At 38.8% G+C, this 19,298-nt stretch carries 16 protein-coding genes; 11 read left to right on the plus strand and 5 right to left on the minus strand.

What is annotated here, in order from left to right; translation table 11 throughout:
* Window positions 1–268 precede the first annotated feature (268 nt).
* Together AZE41_RS10105 and AZE41_RS10110 are read left to right on the plus strand one after the other, a co-directional pair.
* Complete coding sequence (locus AZE41_RS10105) at window positions 269–1,612, plus strand: AAA family ATPase (protein WP_067208800.1); 1,344 nt, start codon at window positions 269–271, stop codon at window positions 1,610–1,612.
* Window positions 1,599–2,330, plus strand: a complete 732-nt coding sequence (locus tag AZE41_RS10110) for a hypothetical protein (RefSeq protein WP_067208802.1) — start codon at window positions 1,599–1,601, stop codon at window positions 2,328–2,330. Before AZE41_RS10105 ends, AZE41_RS10110 begins: the two co-directional genes overlap by 14 nt.
* Window positions 2,331–2,442: 112 nt before the next feature.
* Here the strand turns inward: AZE41_RS10110 and AZE41_RS10115 are convergent, their stop codons facing one another.
* Window positions 2,443–3,603, minus strand: coding sequence for an iron-containing alcohol dehydrogenase (locus tag AZE41_RS10115; RefSeq protein ID WP_067213925.1), 1,161 nt, complete (start codon window positions 3,601–3,603; stop codon window positions 2,443–2,445).
* A 571-nt stretch (window positions 3,604–4,174) separates the two neighbouring features.
* Here AZE41_RS10115 and AZE41_RS10120 point away from each other — a divergent pair.
* Window positions 4,175–4,639 carry a DinB family protein gene (locus tag AZE41_RS10120; RefSeq protein ID WP_067213926.1) on the plus strand — a complete coding sequence of 155 codons (465 nt, stop codon included), beginning with the start codon at window positions 4,175–4,177 and terminating at the stop codon, window positions 4,637–4,639.
* An 832-nt stretch (window positions 4,640–5,471) separates the two neighbouring features.
* On the opposite strand, the gene AZE41_RS10125 is transcribed toward AZE41_RS10120, so the two are convergent.
* On the minus strand, window positions 5,472–6,377 hold the full coding sequence (locus AZE41_RS10125) for a TIGR01777 family oxidoreductase (RefSeq protein ID WP_067208805.1): 906 nt from the start codon (window positions 6,375–6,377) through the stop codon (window positions 5,472–5,474).
* Window positions 6,378–6,663: 286 nt separating this feature from the next.
* Here AZE41_RS10125 and AZE41_RS10130 point away from each other — a divergent pair, with 286 nt between their 5' ends.
* The 7 genes from AZE41_RS10130 to AZE41_RS10160 all read left to right on the plus strand — a co-directional run bounded on the left by AZE41_RS10130 (window position 6,664) and on the right by AZE41_RS10160 (window position 13,235).
* Window positions 6,664–6,999 carry a hypothetical protein gene (locus AZE41_RS10130; protein ID WP_067208807.1) on the plus strand — a complete coding sequence of 112 codons (336 nt, stop codon included), beginning with the start codon at window positions 6,664–6,666 and terminating at the stop codon, window positions 6,997–6,999.
* Between the two features lie 122 nt (window positions 7,000–7,121).
* Window positions 7,122–7,328 carry a cysteine-rich CWC family protein gene (locus AZE41_RS10135; RefSeq protein WP_067208809.1) on the plus strand — a complete coding sequence of 69 codons (207 nt, stop codon included), beginning with the start codon at window positions 7,122–7,124 and terminating at the stop codon, window positions 7,326–7,328.
* Window positions 7,329–7,350: 22 nt separating this feature from the next.
* Window positions 7,351–7,773 carry a DUF1801 domain-containing protein gene (locus AZE41_RS10140; RefSeq protein WP_067208812.1) on the plus strand — a complete coding sequence of 141 codons (423 nt, stop codon included), beginning with the start codon at window positions 7,351–7,353 and terminating at the stop codon, window positions 7,771–7,773.
* Window positions 7,774–8,005: 232 nt separating this feature from the next.
* Complete coding sequence (locus AZE41_RS10145; protein ID WP_067213927.1) at window positions 8,006–9,445, plus strand: PTS mannitol transporter subunit IIBC; 1,440 nt, start codon at window positions 8,006–8,008, stop codon at window positions 9,443–9,445.
* An 88-nt stretch (window positions 9,446–9,533) separates the two neighbouring features.
* On the plus strand, window positions 9,534–11,624 hold the full coding sequence (locus AZE41_RS10150; RefSeq protein WP_067208815.1) for a BglG family transcription antiterminator: 2,091 nt from the start codon (window positions 9,534–9,536) through the stop codon (window positions 11,622–11,624).
* A gap of 17 nt (window positions 11,625–11,641) precedes the next feature.
* A complete protein-coding gene (locus tag AZE41_RS10155) occupies window positions 11,642–12,079 on the plus strand; it encodes a PTS mannitol transporter subunit IIA (RefSeq protein ID WP_067208818.1) in 438 nt (145 codons plus the stop codon).
* 1 nt (window position 12,080) lies between these two features.
* On the plus strand, window positions 12,081–13,235 hold the full coding sequence (locus AZE41_RS10160; protein WP_067208820.1) for a mannitol-1-phosphate 5-dehydrogenase: 1,155 nt from the start codon (window positions 12,081–12,083) through the stop codon (window positions 13,233–13,235).
* A 218-nt stretch (window positions 13,236–13,453) separates the two neighbouring features.
* Here the strand turns inward: AZE41_RS10160 and AZE41_RS10165 are convergent, their stop codons facing one another.
* From AZE41_RS10165 to AZE41_RS10175, 3 genes are all read right to left on the minus strand, one after another.
* Complete coding sequence (locus tag AZE41_RS10165) at window positions 13,454–14,740, minus strand: L-lactate MFS transporter (protein WP_067208822.1); 1,287 nt, start codon at window positions 14,738–14,740, stop codon at window positions 13,454–13,456.
* Between the two features lie 186 nt (window positions 14,741–14,926).
* A complete protein-coding gene (fdhD, locus tag AZE41_RS10170) occupies window positions 14,927–15,742 on the minus strand; it encodes a formate dehydrogenase accessory sulfurtransferase FdhD (RefSeq protein WP_067208825.1) in 816 nt (271 codons plus the stop codon).
* Window positions 15,743–16,102: a Na-translocating system protein MpsC family protein gene (locus tag AZE41_RS10175; protein WP_067208827.1), complete on the minus strand. Its 360-nt coding sequence runs from the start codon at window positions 16,100–16,102 to the stop codon at window positions 15,743–15,745. It lies immediately after the preceding gene.
* 259 nt (window positions 16,103–16,361) lie between these two features.
* Here AZE41_RS10175 and fdhF point away from each other — a divergent pair, with 259 nt between their 5' ends.
* A complete protein-coding gene (gene fdhF / locus AZE41_RS10180; RefSeq protein ID WP_067208830.1) occupies window positions 16,362–19,298 on the plus strand; it encodes a formate dehydrogenase subunit alpha in 2,937 nt (978 codons plus the stop codon).

The following is a 19,298-nucleotide window of genomic DNA, read 5'->3' on the forward strand; positions in this document are numbered from 1 at the left end:
TTGTCTTAAATATAACGTAAATATTTCTAAAGCATTGAAAATTAGTTTTAGGTAGACGTCTGTGTAAAGCTACTCAGTCAATACACCCTAATTTCACTACAGCTTCCAATTGCTAGCCTGAATAACTTATGACAAGTAAGAGCATATTGATAAGTAAATTACATTTTCACCGCCGATAAACGCATTTAATAATTTACTCTTTAAATGTATTTATCATTGAAAGTAAATGAATATCTTCATTTTATGTAGAATTCATAGGAGGACCTCCATGAAAAGTATTGTCAGGGTAACCAAAGTAGAAATAACTAATTTGAAAAACGTTAAAAATGGTGAGTTTCACACAAATTCAACTTTCAATACATCGGAGAAAGCTGATGTCATAGGGTTTTATGGTCAAAATGGTTCTGGGAAAACTGCGGCAGTGGAAGCGTTCAATCTGTTAAAGACTTTATTATCAGCCAATTATAATGCTCCACTTCCCAAGCTCACATCTAATTTGCTATATTTTAATGAAAAGACTATTCGTTTATTGTTTCAATTTATTATTGAAAATCAATTCGGTGAATTCTACGTTAACTATTCAGTCTCTTTGACGGCGGGAAAAGGAAGGTATCAAGTTGTCGAAGAACAAGTAGTATATCGAGAAAATAAGGAAAATGAGCCATTCAAAGTTCTAATTTCGAAAACTGTTAAAGGATTAACGATAGGAGCTAATGAATCACATGAAATGAATGAATCTGCAAGGGTCTCAGTCATAGTAGCCAATAGAATGGCCACTAGTAACTCAACTTCTTTTGTATTTCGAGAAGAGTTAAAGGAAGTATATGAAGAGCATTTAGAAGAAACTGAAATTGAAATCATGAAAAGTCTTTCAGATGACCTTAATCGTGATTTACACATCATTGATACGATTCAATATGGTTTATTAGTTGCCAATCTTGTTATGCCTTTTAGTGTTCATTTGGAAAGAAAGCGTGGACATATACCCTATGAGATGGCGGACACAATGGTGTTACCACTGGACTTATTTAAAACGATTGACCAAGTGGTTAGTCAGACGAATATTGTCTTGCAGACCATTATCCCAGGCCTACTAATAAAGATAAGGCAGATCAATAAGCAGAAGTTGAGTGATGGCAGTGAAGGGGTTCGCTTTGAGTTTTTATCAAAACAAGGGGAGATTGAACTTCCTTTACGAAGTGAATCGGAAGGTACATTGAAAATTATTTCTATCTTAAGTACTCTTATTGCAGTTTATAATAATCCGAACGCTTGTGTTGTAATTGATGAGCTCGATGCAGGGATTTTTGAATACTTACTTGGCGAAATATTAGTAGTTCTGAACGAAAATGCACAAGGTCAACTTTTTTTCACTTCTCATAATTTAAGAATATTAGAAGTGCTTCCAATTCGAAACTTATGGTTTACGACTCTTAACGAAGAGGATAGATACCAACAATTAAAAGGTGTTGAAAGGCTAAGCAATGCACGGGATATCTATCTACGTGCAGTGCAACTGGGCGGTCAAGACGAAGAAGTCTATGCAGAAACGAATTTATATGATATTAAAACGGCATTCCGAAAAGCTGGGATTATACATGACAAATACTAAAAAGAAGGTCGTGTTATTACTTGTCGAGGGAAGCTGCGAAGAGGTATTGCTATACAATCGGTTACGCAGTCTTTTCGAGCAGCATAATATACGTTTCCATATTCAGCACGGCGATATTTTATATGACTTGGACAGGCCGGAAGAACCTATCAAGTCTGTGATTGGAAATGCAGTAAATGAATTTATGATAAAAAGTAAATTTCGTCCTGAAGATGTATTCTGTGTATTGCATATTATTGATATGGATGGCTGTTTCATCCCTGAAGATGCGATTGTTATTGATGACACCCAAAAAGAATTAACGCTTTACCACGAGGATCGAATAACTGTTCCGCATGAAAAACAAAAGCAACAAATAGCAGCTAGAAATATGGATAGAAGTACAAATATCAATATAATGAAGGCATTGGATAAGATAATTGCTGGTGAAATCGACTACCGTATGTATTACTTTTCAAGAAATTTGGAACATGTTCTATTCAAAGAACCCAATCCAGAAAAGGATAGGAAATTTCCAGAAGTAGAACGGTTTATTGAGCAGTTGGAGATACCAATTGAAGACTTTTTACAGGGATCTATGCCATTGGTAAATGGTGCAGATTCTTATAAGGAAAGCTGGGAAAAGATTTCTGAAAGGACGGCTTCATTGCAAAAATATAGTAATGTGCCTTTGTTATTCGAATTTGTTAAATTACGGTCTGGCTTTCAGAGTCCCTAAAATAGCATATAGTCAGGTGTTAGTGTTCAGTTATAAGACAAAGAAAAAACCACTTTATTTCAAAAGTGGTTTCTTTTCTATGGCTTTCTATTTGATGTATTGACCTGCAACCTTACATGGAACGAATTAAAATATCTCTGACACTTTCTCGATCTAATTCTTCGTAAAGGCCAACCCCAGGTTTGATAAAAGTTTTATCGATAATTAATTCAATATCTTTGTCGTCAATCCCATAGTCGCTCAAACGATTGGGAGCATCGAGAGAATCCCAGAATGTACGAAGCGCTTTCGCTCCTTCTTTTGCGACTTCAATATCACTCTTGCCTTTATCAGAAATACCAAAAACGTTCATTGCCAACATTTTTACTCGGGATGGATCATCTTCAAGTACATGCTCTAACCAGTTTGGGAACAATATGGCCAGTCCTCCACCGTGTGGTATGTCATAAACAGCCGAAAGTGCATGTTCTATTCGATGAGACCCCCAGTCACCGCCATCTGTTCCATTCGACAATGTTTCATTAAATGCAGTTGTACTAATATACATCATCGTCTCACGATGTTCATAAGAAGTTAAGTCTTCAAGTAATTTTGGTGCAGTTCGAATCGCTGTTCGGAGTAGTGATTCAATGAATCCATCGATCATAGGCGTGTTTCTTGTACGATGGAAATAACTTTCAAGAGCATGAGACATACTATCGACAATTCCATATACTGTTTGTTTACGGGACACCGAGTACGTATAAGTCGGATCCAGGATTGAAAACTGCGGGAATACATGTGGCGAACCCCAACCAAGTTTATCCTTTGTGTCCCAGTTTGAAATAACAGATATCGGATTCATTTCAGAGCCAGTTGCCGCTAATGTAAGGACAGTTCCGATTGGGAGAGCTGATGTTATCGGAGCTTTTCGGGTAATTAAATCCCAAACATCTCCATCATACTTAGCTCCAACAGCAATAGCTTTCGTACAATCAATTGCACTTCCGCCACCGACGGCTAAAAGAATATCGATTTCCTCTGATTTGCAAATTTCAACGCCTCTATGCACCGTTGTTAAACGTGGATTTTGTTCCACACCAGGTAATTCAAATACCGTAGCTTCTGCTTTAGTGAGTTCTTTCATCACATCTTCATAGACACCATTTTGCTTAATACTGCCTCCACCATAAACTAGAAGGACTTTCTTATGAGCAACTTCTGTTGATAATTGACTAATTTGCCCCCTACCAAAATATAACTTCGTCGGGTTGTGTTGTGTAAATATATTCATCATTATTGCACCTCTTCTTAATAAAATCTTTCATCTCGCTGCAAAGGGGGATATGAGCCCCATTTAAAAAATTACAGTACGAACATTCTAGGTGGGATAACAGCTGAGAAAAGCCCTATTCGTTCAATTAATACTTTATCACGACTAGTGTTCAATCGTCGCAGATGCTGATCTAGGGTAAGGTATGTATCACTATATCTCCTATATATGTTAAGATAATGATGTCTGAAATATTGGACAATATTTTTCGGCTTGGCGACTAAAAAGATCCATCGAGCCTAAGTTCTTATTTTCTATCATAATTGAAGAGAAGAAAATCGTAACGATGTCCAATTCATTATCGAATTGCTTCATTAGATAGTTAGTGTAGCAGGGAATTAACCACCAAGCAAAGTGTATCAGTAGAGATTCAATCTCATTCAAGCTGATATACCGATTCAATTTCCTAGTTAGTTTCGGCAGTTGTCATTTAAATAATACTTTCGGGAGTGAACTACTTTTGGAGAATAATACGATATTTTTAATTGATCAAAAAGAGGGGTTAAGTCTAGAGTTCAGTAAACTGGTTTCTATGATGGATTATACTAGAGTTACAACGATTCGTGAAATCGAAAGTTTAACAGTTGAAGAATTGGATTTTCTTTATGGAGAAGAATCGAATTCAATCGGAATGTTGCTTGCTCATATGATATCGGTTGAAAAGGCATACCAAATCTTCACGTTCGAAAATCGAGATATTACAGATGATGATAGTAGTACGCTAAATCCAGGATTAGATTTAGGGAATAGTGCGCGAGATCAAATTAAAGGAAATAGCATTGATTTCTATTTGGAACAATTAGCTGAAACAAGGAACAAAACAATTGAAACGTTTAAAACATTGAAAGATGAATGGTTATTTGAACAAATGTCATTTTGGGATGGACTACCCACGAACAATTATTTTAAATGGTTTCATGTGTTTGAAGACGAACTAAATCATCGAGGTCAGATTCGAATTATAAAAAAGATGATAAATAAACCTAAAGGGCGATAAAGTGAAATAGGTGTCAAGTGACAGAATCTAACGCAAACAAGATTGTTGCAAATACTAGTTTAAAAGAGAGTAGAGAAGGGTTTCATTCGAAAAAAATGCAAATTGCAACTAAATATGTTGAATTAAAGAATCCCATTGAATTTACTGTGGCGCTCAATAATGAGAGAGGTGTGATTCGGGGTATGTAGAACGCTTGACGCCTCGCATCTAGTCTCACGGCTTCGGCTACCCCTTTGCCGCGCCTACGCTAGCGTTGTTCATTGTTGAAGAGAGTTATGATTCGGAGTGTATATGCCGAGGTTATAATGTGATTATTTTTTGATGGTGATTTAATTCAAGAAAGACGCACTAGAGATTGCAGGTCTCATTCCGGTAACGAAATGCTCTTTCTCACATAGTCCATCCAGCGAAGGTGCGTCTTCGTGGTAGCCGGAGCGATGAGACTGAAAGGGGTCTTCTTTCTGGCTTATCGCGGGAGGCATCCACAAAGCGTCGAAGCGGTATTGGCAGGAATTCTAATTTGCTCTATGTAGTGGGGCTTTTTCAGTGGCCACCCAAAAGCCTTTGTAAAGCGTATACGCCGTATTCATTTGTTCAACATATATAGTCGAAAAGCCTATCAACAGCGGAGTGAAATTATAGGACATTATCAACGAGCATGTGGTCAAAATGGTGCTGTCCCAGTCACTGACGAGTTGAAGCGGAAATACGATAGGCGACCAGCTTTTTAGATGAATTGAGGAATATGTACAGTGGAATTGAAACCCAATACATTATGATGAAAAACGGTTCAAGGGTATTATTCCTTGAACCGTTTTTATGTCCATATTAATCATTGTATCTTATTAGAAGTTTTTAGTATTTGTTGAAGTGCCTCCCCGATTGTACCAAATGTAAACTGAAAACCTTCCATTTCTAATCGATCAGGAACAACCCAACGGCTTTTTAAAATCAATTCCGTTTCAGTGTTCATAAAGATGGCTCCCATTTCGAGCATCCATTTTGGCGAGGGTAATCCGATCTTTCGGTTCATCGTTTTTCGCAGTTGTGTCATGAATACTCGATTCGTGATCGGCTGGGGGGCTGAACAATTGAATATGCCATTCAATTGTTCGTTGCTTTGAAGAAATAAGATGACTCGAAACACATCTTCTATATGAATCCAACTAAACATTTGATTACCTGTTCCTTGTACTCCGCCGAGCCCAAAGCGCACGAGGTTGAGGTAGGGCTCCATCACTCCACCATCCTCACCGAGGACAATAGCAATTCTTAAAGCGACTTTCCTTGTTTGGGGTAGCTGAAAATCAAATAGGGATTTCTCCCAAGCTTGTGCTACTTCTACGGAGAATCCGGTTCCAATATCGCCACTAGCCTCCGTCATAGGTCGATCCTCCGCATGTCGATAAATCGTAGCCGAGCTTGAATTGATCCATAATGGCGGTGGGTTTTTACAGGCTAGCAGAGCACTTCCAAGTATTTCTGTGGTCCCAGTTCTGGAGTCTAGGATTTCTTTTTTATTCTTCTCATTATAACGGCAGTTGACGGACTTCCCAGCAAGATTGATGAGCATCTCGGCACCTTCTAAGGCATCTACAATGCCTAGGCTATCCGTCCAAAAAAGATGATGGGGTTGTCTTGAAATGATAATTACTTCATAGCCTATATTCGTAAACTTCTCTTCAAAGTATTGACCTATAAAACCCGTTCCACCAGCTATGACTATTTTCTTTTTCATATCATCCACTCGTTTCTTGTAGTTCTTCCTAATTGGACGATGCTTTGCTCAGTTATGTTGCAAAGTTAGATTTTGACTTAGAGAACCAAGCTCCCTTGTTGTTAGCGTGAATTAATCGACGAAAAATAATGAAACCGATGTTCTTATTGTGATACAATACATGCAAAGCATTTGCATAAGCAGGGGGAGTATGGCGTGTATCTTACCAATATCTGAATCAATATATTAAGGATTTCACTAGCTATATAGAAATCTATTTTCCCAGCTTAATTAGGAGGTAAATAGAATGATTTATGTAAAAGGAATTGTATCTTTTCTGTCCAACAGTAAATTACCAAAAACAAAAACATATATGAAAAACAAATTTGTAAGTATGAAAATTATTGAAATAACCGAGTGGTATTCAACTACTGAGGAAGAACAATCTGTAGTGATCACATGTAGTTTTACTGTTTCTATGGACGAAGACTATGTATGCAAATCACTTGAGGATTACAACGGAAAAGTTAAACCTTTTTTACAGAAACATATAAAAAGTTTAATTTATAGAGTAGAAATTCATCACTTAAATTATTTAAGGAAAAGTGAAATGAAATCAACTGCTCGTATATCTTCATATTAATTAATCAAAAATTTCTTCTGATGTGTAAGCAATACTAATCGTTTAGTCCTATGACCGTTTAAATGTGTGAGATATGTATAATGAGCTCTGAAATAATCTGTGTAAATAAGGGAGGTAAAACGATGGTCCAAGCATTCAATACAGCAGAAAGTTACCAATGTCCTATTTGTAAAGGCAATAATAATTGCTGTAATTCCACAGAAAAATCTCTAGGTATATGTTGGTGTAGTGGAGAGTTCTTTCCGAAAGCAATTTTCGACCTAGTACCTTACGATCAATTGAGAAAATCATGCATATGTAAAAAATGTCTAGACGAGTTCGTAGAGTGATAGAAGAGAGGGGGTATAAAATATGTACGAACAAAAAATGAAGGCAACAGACAATGATGTTATTGAATTTATTGAGAATGTAGAAAATCCGAAAAAACGTGCAGATGCTTACTCGCTACTTGATATATTTAAAGAGACGACTGGCTTTGAAGCAAAAATGTGGGGACCAAGCATTATTGGTTTTGGATCGTATCATTATGTATACAAAACGGGCCACGAAGGTGACGCACCTTTGGCAGGTTTCTCTCCGCGAAAAGCAAAAACTAGTTTGTATTTTGCACCCGGAGATAGCGAACGTGATGCATTGTTGGCGACATTTGGAAAACACACTTCTGGCAAAGCATGTGTGTACATTAATAAAGTCGATGATATCGATACGAACGTATTAAAAGAGTTAATTACTCAATCGGTTACGTTTTTGCAAACACAATATCCGGAGAATTAATTACGATTTATCAGCAGATAGATATGCGTTGACCATTAACTAGATAGAAAACTGTTAATTCTGACAATAAAGCAGAGCTACGTGTATACTTAGTTCCATCAAGCACACACATGGCAACAATAGAAGTGACAAAATAGCGTTTACATTCAATTGCTTAACGAATGTAAACGCTTTATTATTGGTAGTAATCAAACAGTTGTCGCTTTATAAAAAAGGAAGGGAGTGTATGTTTATGGAAAATGAACAGCAAACAAATTCAGGATTCAAAATGAAAGTCCAACGTTTTGGAAGTTTTTTAAGTGGGATGATCATGCCGAATATCGGTGCATTTATTGCTTGGGGGATTATTACAGCATTATTTATTCCGACGGGTTGGATTCCGAACGCAAGCTTTAGTGAACTGGTAGATCCTATGATTTATTACTTATTACCAATTTTAATCGGTTTTACAGGTGGCCGTCTTGTCCATGATATTCGTGGGGGAGTCGTTGGGGCAATTGTCACAATGGGGGTTATTGTTGGAGCACCAGATGCTCCAATGTTCCTCGGTGCAATGATTGTAGGACCTTTAGGTGGATGGTCCATTAAACAATTTGATAAATTAGTTGAAGGAAAAATAAAATCAGGTTTTGAAATGCTTGTCAATAACTTTTCATCAGGCATTATTGGCTTCATTTTAGCTTTAGTTGCTTTTAAAGGAATTGGCCCAGTTGTAGAGGCGTTGAATAAAGCTCTTGGAGCAGGTGTGCAAGCGATTGTCGATGCGAATTTATTGCCAATTGCTAGCATATTGATAGAGCCAGCAAAAGTGTTGTTTTTAAATAATGCTATTAACCATGGTGTGTTAAGTCCGATTGGGCTTGAGCAAGCTACACAAACAGGTAAATCGATTCTCTTTCTATTAGAGGCCAATCCAGGACCCGGTCTCGGGATATTACTTGCGTATATGATTTTTGGTAAAGGGATGGCGAAGCAAACGGCATCAGGGGCAGGGATCATTCATTTCCTCGGGGGGATTCATGAAATTTATTTCCCTTACATTTTAATGAGACCATTGCTATTGGTTGCTGCCATTGCAGGAGGCGCTACGGGCGTATTTACATTTCAATTATTGGGAGGCGGCTTGGTTGCCACGGCATCGCCAGGTAGTATTTTTGCCATCCTTGCCATGACGCCAAAAGGTGGCTTTGTAGCTGTTATCGCGGGCGTGCTCTTTGCAACAGTTGTGTCATTCATTGTAGCATCGATCATCTTAAAAACAGGCAAGGAAACTGAAGAGGATGACTTGTTAAAAGCTACGGAAAAAACGTCTGCGTTAAAAGGTAAAGAGAGCCGTGCAGCAGACTTTATGCAACAATCGATTGCTGAAGAAGCTGTTCAAGAAGTGTCATTTGCAAATGTCGAAAGTATTATTTTTGCATGTGATGCAGGCATGGGTTCCAGCGCAATGGGTGCATCAATTTTGAGGAATAAAGTGAAAAAAGCTGATATTGATGTTGCGGTTTCGAATATGGCTATCAGTAACTTACCGCCTGATGCGGAAGTAGTAATCACTCATAAAGATTTAACTGAACGTGCGAAAGCAAAATCACCAAACGCATATCATATTTCTGTCGAAAACTTTTTAAATAGTCCGAGATACGATGAACTTCTTGAAAAACTGAAAAAGTAATGAGTGTACACTTAAACTCAGTCTAATTCGAAAGAAATTAGGCTGAGTTTTACCAATGATTATAGAGCATTTCAGTGGGGTGTTTAACGTGGATATTTCAGCTCGGGAAAAAGTTATCTTGGATGAATTGATCAACAGAAGTGAAGAAGTAACAATTAAAGAGTTATCGGAGAAAATAGCAGTCAGCCCTCGGACCATTCACCGCGATTTGAATACGATAGAAAAGTTATTGCGTCCATACAACCTTGAACTTATAAGGAAAACTGGGGTTGGCATTCAGATTCTAGGGGAAGAAACAAATAAGGAAATATTAAAAAAAAAGCTAAACACTTTCTCCTCTCGCGAGTATACATTGGACGAAAGGCGAACAATGATTCTTTGCACATTATATGAATCAACAGAACCTGTGAAGCTGTTTGCGCTCGCCAATGAACTAGGAGTGGCGATTGCAACGATTAGTTCAGATTTACTAAAGCTAGAAGAACAATTAAAACCCTTTCAACTTTTAATAGTGAAAAAAAGAGGGTATGGAATTAAAATAAGCGGATCCGAAAAAGCAAAACGAAGAGCAATGAGTTACGTGATTGCCAAGACTTTAAAAGAAGACGAGTTGTTTTCATTTATTAAAGAACGTATCCAGAAGAAGTCTGGGAATCACGAAAGTTCTATATCCAAACGGTTATTACATCTTGTTGATAGGAAAAAATTACTTGTTATTGAAGATGTCATGCAACAATTAAATCGAGTACTCCCATTTCCAATTACGGACAATGCTTATGTCGGACTCATCGTTCATTTAACTTTGGCAATTGAACGTATTATGTTAGGTGAAAACATTCAGATGGATACGATATATTTGGAGCAGTTAACAAAGGAACCGGAATACCATATTGCACACGAAATTATCACTAAATTAGCGACCCGTTTCCAGATTGATATCCCTAATGCTGAGATTGGATATATTACGATGCATCTTCAAGGAGCTAAGCTTCGTCATAATGAAGGACAATTACTTGAAGCTTCCAATTTGGAAACGTTCATGCAAGCGAAGAAACTGATTCAGTACATGGAAGATGCTACGGGTGAAGATTTGAAGGATAACGCGCCCCTCTTAGAAGGTCTTGTTACACATTTGAAGCCTGCGATTTATCGAATTCGACAGAATATGGGTATCACCAATCCATTGTTGAAAAATATTCGTAAAGACTATGAAGAACTGTTTCAACTAGTTAAGGATGCAGTAGGAGAAGTATTTCCAGAATTACGAGTTCCCGATGAAGAGACAGGTTACTTAGTTATGCACTTCGGATCTGTTTTACTTGGCTTGAGGGGCGAAAAGGACTTAAAAGCCTATATTGTTTGTTCTAGTGGCATTGGAACATCGAAAATGCTTGTATCGCGACTTCAACGGGTAATACCAGAAATTGCAGAAGTAGTGAATGTATCTCTATTTGAATTGAATGAACTTCAAATCTCAGATAGAGACTTAATTATTTCCACTATTTACTTACAAGATTTTACTAAGGAATATATGATCGTCAGTCCGTTTATGACACAAGAAGAAATTAAGCAAGTTCAGCTGTATGCAAGAAGGCAGATGCTGATAAAAAAACCGGTTGCCTTGTTAAATCGCGTTCGTTCAAGCGTTGATGAAATAATTAACAGAATGAAAAATATCCAATTATACACGGAAACTGTAGCCGAGTTATTATCGGGTTTTCAGCATTCATCACAAAATGAATATATGTCGATAAAAAAGTGTATACGGGTAGCATGCCATCAATTGGAAAAACAAAAAATTATAAAAGATGATGAAATTGTAGCAAATGCTCTATTTGCAAGAGAAGCTCTTGGTGGGATAGGAATACCTGAAACAAAGCTCGCTTTATTTCACACCCGTCATGAACAAGTTCTAAAGCCTTCTTTTACGATTCAAACACTCAAAGACCCAATCGTTATGACAGCAATGGACGGAACTGATAGCGAAGTCAAGCATTTATTACTGTTGTTAGCCCCCCATCAATACCATAAGCAGGGTTTAGAAGTACTGAGTTTCATTAGTGCACTAATTATCGAAAACGAAAAAAGTGTCGAATTGTTTGAATCCAATCAGGGGACGCTTATCCATTCTTATTTGGCACATAAATTTGAGCAGTTCATAGATGAAAAAATAAATTGACTAGAGGAGTTTTTATAATGACATTACCAATTTTATCAATCGAAAACATTGTGTTGAATCAAGTACTGGCAACAAAAGAAGAAGCAATCCGCTTAACAGGGAAAATCCTTTTTGACAGAGGCTATGTTCAGTCAAGTTATATAGAAAAAATGCTTCAACGTGAAGAAATGACATCTACGTACATGGGCAATTTTGTAGCCATTCCACATGGTACAGACGATGCAAAACAAGAAGTGAAGGAGTCAGGTATTGCGATTATTCAAGTGCCTGGGGGTGTGGATTTCGGAGATGGGAATATCGTGAAATTGATCTTTGGGATTGCTGGAAAAGGGGATGAGCATTTAGAAATCCTGTCGAATATTGCAATCGTAGTTTCTGATGAAGAAAATGTAGAAGCAATTGTGTATGCATCATCTAAAGATGAAGTCTTATCCTTCTTTGAAGGAGTGAACTAACATGATCGCTGTTCATTTTGGCGCTGGAAATATAGGAAGAGGTTTCATTGGAAACTTATTGTATCAATCCGGATTTGAAACATGCTTTGTAGATGTGAACAGCGAGCTTGTTAATTTGATAAACGAAAAAAAACAATACCGTGTTGAACTTGCAAATGAAGCTCACGAAGGACTACTTGTGAAAAATGTTCGGGCTATTAATAGTGCGACGAATCCGGAATTAGTAATCGAAACAATTGCCAAAGCCGATCTTGTAACAGCGGCGGTTGGGCCGAATGTATTGCCCTTTATCGCGGGATTACTTGCTGATGGACTTAAGGAGCGTCTCATTCAAACGGGACAACCGTTAACAATCATCGCTTGTGAAAATATGATTGGTGGAAGTGCTTTTCTTAAAGAAAAAGTATATGAAAAGTTAACTGAAGACGAAAAATCCCAATTCGATAACTGTTTTAGCTTTCCGAATGCAGCGGTAGATCGGATTGTCCCGAACCAGATAAATGAAGACAAGACAGCGGTTCAAGTGGAGCCATTTTATGAATGGGTAGTTGAGGAATCGGAGATCATTGGTGAAAATCCGCCTGTTAAAGGCATTACATTCGTTAAAGATTTGGAACCATACATTGAAAGGAAATTATATACGGTGAATACAGGCCATGCTGCCGTTGCTTACTTTGGTTATTTGGCAGGTATCAGGAGAATGGACGAAGCGCTTGCGAGTGAAGAAATCAAGACTATGACTGAGAATGTCTTGCAAGAAACCGGTAAATTACTCATTGCTAAATATCAATTTAATGAGCAAGAGCATGGCGATTATATACAAAAAATTATGGGGCGGTTTGCAAATCCCTTTATATCTGATGATGTAACACGAGTGGGTCGCTCACCTTTACGTAAACTCAAATTCAATGATCGGCTGGTTGGCCCGGCAACTCAATACGTGGAGTTGTTTGACGAGACACCGACTTTCTTGGCGATGGGAATTGCAGCAGCATTGCGTTATGATTATTTGGAAGATCCCGAAGCAAAGCTCATTCAAGAAACAATTCAACGACAAGGTGTTCGTCATGCAATTGAAGCATTTACTGGATTGAAGGCTGGAACAGCTCTATTTACAGCGATTGAAGAGGGATATCAAAAACTTGAAGGAAATTAAATTGCAGTAATGACATAATTGAATGACGGCCGAAAGTATGAGAAGTTGTCATCTATATAAAAAGAAGCTCATTTGCATGCAGATGAGCTTCTTTTTATATAAGAAAAAATGAAGTTATAATTAATCTTGTTTTGTCAGGTAGAGATGGATTAGCTGCTTAAGCATTTAGAATTTGAGGTGGCTATCCATGTTATCGAGATTACTTGTGGCAGTGATAATCATCCACTTACAACTTTTTCTAAGGGCTTAAGTGCGCGTTTTTCGCCTTCCACTTGAACTTTTCTAATATCAACTCTGATTAATATGGAAATAACGAATGCAACTACAAACAAACCAGCGAAATAGAGCAAGCTGCTTTCGTAACTACCCGTCATATCTTTCATCCATGCAGCGAACATAGGCCCAGCAAGACCAGCTGCCGACCAAGCAGTTAGTATATAACCGTGGATTGCACCAAGCTGTTTCGTTCCGAAAATGTCGGCAATGTATGCGGGAATGGATGCGAAACCACCGCCATAGCATGTGTAAATGACTGCGAGCATAATTTGAAATAGCAGTGCATTTGTTGTGAAAGGCAATAGTGCAAACAAAAAGATTTGGATTACAAAAAATGTGGTATATGTGTTTTGTCTACCTATATAATCAGAAGTAGCCGCCCAGCCAAGTCTGCCGGCTCCATTAAAGATACCGAGGACCCCGACGAGTGCTGCAGCCTGTATAGTTGTCATACCGATACTGTCAATTGCGAGTGGTTTTGCGGCTGATAATATACCAATGCCACATGTGACATTAATAAAGAGCATTAGCCATAAATAGTAAAAACGTTTGGTTTTCACTGCTTCATTCGCTGTCAATTGTGCCAAGTCTCTCTTTTGTTCGATTTTTCCTGCTTTAACTTTTTCAATAAATCCAGCGGGTGCCCAGCCTTCTTCAGGCTTTTCAAGATATAAAGAGGATAAAATCATAACTAAAAAGTAAGAAACACCCAAAATAAAGAATGTGTTTTTTAGCCCAACAGAAGTAATAAGCGCTTCCATAATTGGGCTACTAATAGCTGCAGCAAAACCGAATCCCATAATGGCAAGACCGGTCGCAAGTCCACGGCGGTCAGGGAACCATTTTACAAGAGTGGAAACTGGCGCAATGTAACCAACGCCAAGCCCAATCCCACCCAGTACCCCATAAAATAAATATAGTAATGGAAGCGAGGAAGCGCTTACAGCAAACCCGGAACCAATTACACCCGAGCCAAAACAAATAGCTGCCATGATTCCCGCTTTCCTTGGCCCATATTTCTCCACGAAGTGACCAAGAAATGCTGCAGACAGCCCCAAAAATAGAATGGCGATACTGAATGTGAGTTGTACTTGACTTGTGGACCAACCAAACTGATCGATTAATGGATTTGTAAAATTGCTCCAAGCATATACGGAGCCGATAGAAATATGAATACCAACTGCGGATGCGGCAATCAACCACCTGTTCTTCGTTTTATTCCCCTTCAAACCTTTTCCCCCTTTATGAAAATATGAAATTAAACAGATATAAACCTGTAATCCCCAAAGGTAATTTCGAGCAGCTGAGCCCCTATATTTAAATAGCCTTTTATTTACATGAAAGATGTATAATGTGTTAATGTTAGACATTTCAGTCATCTTAGCATTCATTGCCAATTTTGTCACGAATGTTTTTTAGTGTTGAAAAATATTGTTGTTTTCTTCGATAATGATCCGATCCGGGTGAGTGTACAGATTGAATGAATTTTGCCGTATAAATCCGACTGTAGTAATTCCGAGTTCTTCTGCGAGTGTCAATGCCAATTCAGTAGGGGCTGATTTTGAAAGTATAATTTCACAGCCGATTTTTGCCACTTTCAATAAAATCTCCGATGAGATACGGCCACTAAACACAATTATTTTGTCTTTTACTGAAATAGTATTTCTTAAACAATGACCGTAAATTTTATCTAAAGCATTATGTCTGCCAATATCCATCCTTGACAGCACAATGCCAGTAGGATCACAGAGTGCTGCATTATGGACACCTCCAGTTTTATGAAACATGTCTGCTGATTGATCCATTTGCTCCATCAGAAAAAAGCAATCTTCCGGGGTAAGCGTTACATGGGTTCCTGTCATTCTTTTCACTGTTAATGCATCGTTAGCAAACACAAAACCTTGTCGGCTCATGCCGCAACAGGAGGTGATGTAGCGTTTGTTCAGCAATTTTTCGTAAAAAGGATACATCTTGTCCGTTTTGATATGGACAATACCCAATTCTTCCTGTAGAGAAATGTCTTTGATATCTTCATACTTTGGGATGACACCTTCAGATGCCAAAAAACCGACCGCCATGTCTTCGATGTACTCAGGCGAGCAAACGATTGTTGCAAATTCTTGGTCATTGATTTTGATAGTGACGGGGTGTTCGACTACAATTTGGTCTTCCTTTTTCGAGAAATATCCGTTTGAGTATCGAAAAACAGTCCGTTTCTTATCTTGTTCCATCTACTTTCCCCCCTTGTGTTCAATTTGCCGGTCGAAAAGAAATACGGAAATTGCAATGTCCTCTTCCAATTTGATGTCCGAGAAAAGGTGGACAAATTTAGCCCCGACGAGTTCTTCCATGCCATCGGGTGGTGCTTTTTGATAGACATCTTGAATCATTCTAGTTCTTGCAGCATGGATCATTTCTTTTCCTTCTGGTGTACTGGCAATAAATTTTTCAGTTGGAGTCAAGTTCCCGTAGAGTGTTGAAATAATCATATTATCAACAAAAACCGTGTGGATTCTTTCAGGTCCCTTCCCGAATAAGTCTTTGCGTAGCTTTCTGATAATATCATTAAAATCATGTATTCTTTTTAACATGTATTTATTCCTCCTCCGTGGTAAAAGAAAATAGTTCAAAAGCTGAAAAATAGATTGTTTATTCTTTCAACTTAAAATATACTAGTGTCTAAGAGGTGTTACAGTATGAACTGCTGTGGCATTATCGAACGTTAAATAGAAATATGGATTGGTAGTTTAACATGTCCTGTTAGAAGACTATTCCACTATGAAAGTGCACTTGTCAAGTCGGTGTATTTTTTCATGGTGGTTTTTTATTTATAAAAAAGGAGGCGCATACATGCCAATCAAGATTAACGGTTCCAATTATGACTTCGTGGAAGGCAAGACGATCCTTGAGGTGATTAATCAGTATCAAATTGATCATCCGCAAATATGTTACTTACCTGAAGTGGACCCAATTGAGACATGTGATACGTGTATCTTGGAAGTAGATGGCCGTCTAATGCGTGCTTGTTCAACAAAAGCTGTCTCTGGAATGAGCGTAGAGCTGGCTTCAACTCGTGCTAAAGAAGCCCAGACGGAGGCAATGGATCGAATTCTAGAAAATCACCTTTTGTATTGTACAGTGTGTGACAACAATAATGGCAACTGTAAAATACATAATACGGTGGATATGATGGAAATCGAACATCAAAAATATCCATATGAACCAAAATGCACACAGGAAAGTGTTGATTTTACACACCCATTTTACCGTTACGACCCAAATCAGTGCATTGCTTGCGGCCAGTGTGTTGAAGTATGCCAAAATCTACAGGTAAATGAAACCTTATCGATTGATTGGGAGAGGGACCGTCCAATTGTTCTGTGGGATGGGGGCGCGAAAATTAATGACTCATCTTGTGTAGGCTGCGGCCACTGTGTTACCGTATGCCCATGCAATGCACTAATGGAAAAATCAATGCTTGGTGAAGCCGGATTCATGACCGGGCTAAAAGAGGAAATTCTGACGCCGATGATTGAACTTGTCAAAGATGTTGAGCCCGGGTATAGCGGCATTATGGCCGTATCAGATGTTGAATCGGCGATGCGCGATACGAGGACGAAGAAAACGAAAACAGTATGTACATTCTGCGGTGTTGGGTGCTCATTTGAAGTGTGGACGAAAGATAGAAAAATTTTGAAAATCCAGCCCGTTTCAGATGCCCCAGTCAACGCGATTTCGACATGTATAAAAGGGAAATTCGGGTGGGATTTCGTCAACAGCGAGGAACGAATTACGACACCACTTATCCGAAAAGGCGATTCTTTTGTTGAAGCTACGTGGGAAGAAGCGCTTGACCTTGTTGCTTTGAAACTAGGTACAATAAAAAAAGAGTATGGAAAAGAAGCTGTTGGCATCATTTCATCTTCGAAGATTACAAATGAGGAAAACTATGTGATTCAAAAATTAGCACGTCAAGTATTTGAAACAAATAACGTTGATAACTGCTCACGCTATTGTCAGTCACCAGCGACAGACGGTCTATTCCGTACAGTAGGGATGGGCGGAGACGCTGGAACTATTAAAGACATAGCGAAGGCTGGTCTTGTCATTATTGTCGGGGCTAACCCAGCTGAAGGACATCCAGTTCTGGCCACTCGTGTGAAGCGTGCACATAAGCTGCACGGACAAAAATTGATTGTCGCCGATTTGCGAAAAAATGAAATGGCTGACCGCTCTGATATCTTTATAAGTCCGAAGCAGGGAACTGATCAAGTATGGCTCATGGCAGTGACAAAGTACATGATTGATAAAGGATGGCATGATCAGTCGTTTATTGATGAAAATGTCCATTACTTGGGTGAATTCAAAGAAGTTCTTGAGAAATATACACTCGACTATGCTGAAACAGTATGTGGTGTATCAAGGGATATGCTAATCAAGACAGCGGAAATGATTCGTGATGCAGACGGTACTTGTATTCTTTGGGGAATGGGTGTCACACAAAATACTGGTGGATCGGATACTTCCGCCGCAATCTCCAATTTGTTACTTGCGACAGGTAATTATCGACGTCCTGGTGCTGGGGCTTATCCGCTACGTGGACATAATAACGTACAGGGTGCATGTGATATGGGATCGCTACCAGGATGGCTACCAGGCTATCAACACGTCACTGATGATAAAGCACGTCAAAAGTTCGAAAAGGCATACGGCGTGAAAATCCATGATAAGCCCGGACTTGATAATATTCAGATGCTCCATTCCGTCGATGCTGGAATCATGAAAGCCATGTATATAGTTGGTGAAGATATGGCGCTCGTCGATTCTAATGCGAACTATGTACACGATGTCATGTCTAAGCTAGACTTTCTCGTCGTGCAGGATATTTTCTTCTCAAGGACTGCGCAATATGCAGATGTCATTTTACCGGCGGTTCCATCACTTGAAAAAGACGGAACATTTACAAATACGGAAAGACGTGTGCAGCGTTTATACAAAGCACTTCCGGAATTGGGAGACGCACGGGCGGACTGGTGGATTGTACAGGAAATCGCTAACCTTCTCGGTGCAGAATGGAACTACAGTCATCCGAGTGAGATTTTTGCGGAAATGGCTAGCCTTTCACCGTTATTTAGTCAAGCTGATTATAGCGTAATGGAAGATTGGAACAGCTTCTTATGGGGTAGTTTGGATGGTGAAAGTACACCGCTGTTGTATGTGGACGGATTTAATTTCCCTGATAAAAAGGCGCGTTTTGCTCTGTCTGACTGGGTGGAACCTGTAGAGTTTCCCTTAGAATATGATCTCCACATCAATAACGGGCGTTTGCTAGAACATTTCCACGAAGGCAATATGACGAATAAATCGGATGGAATTCAGAAGAAAGTGCCGGAGGTTTTCGTTGAAGTTTCACCGGAACTTGCGAAAGAGCGTGGTGTGTTAAGCGGTTCCCTTGTACGCTTGATTTCGCCATATGGCGCATTAAAATTACCAGCACTCGTAACGGACCGTGTAAAGAAAAATGAATTGTTCTTGCCGATGAACTCAGTTGAAAAAGAATCAGCCATTAATTTCCTAACCGGTCCTGCAGTCGATCAGCGCACGAATACACCAGCGTATAAACAGACGATGGTACGAATGGAAGTACTTCGAAAAGAAGGCGAAAACCCGTTGCCTAAGTCGAACCATCGTAATAAAGAGCGTCACCCACAAAATGGTGTTGAAGTGGAGCGGAAATGGGCTCGTCCAGGATATATACAATTAACTGAAGCTAAGAAAGAAAGGTGA

This window comes from Sporosarcina psychrophila (assembly GCF_001590685.1).
GTDB lineage: Bacteria > Bacillota > Bacilli > Bacillales_A > Planococcaceae > Sporosarcina > Sporosarcina psychrophila.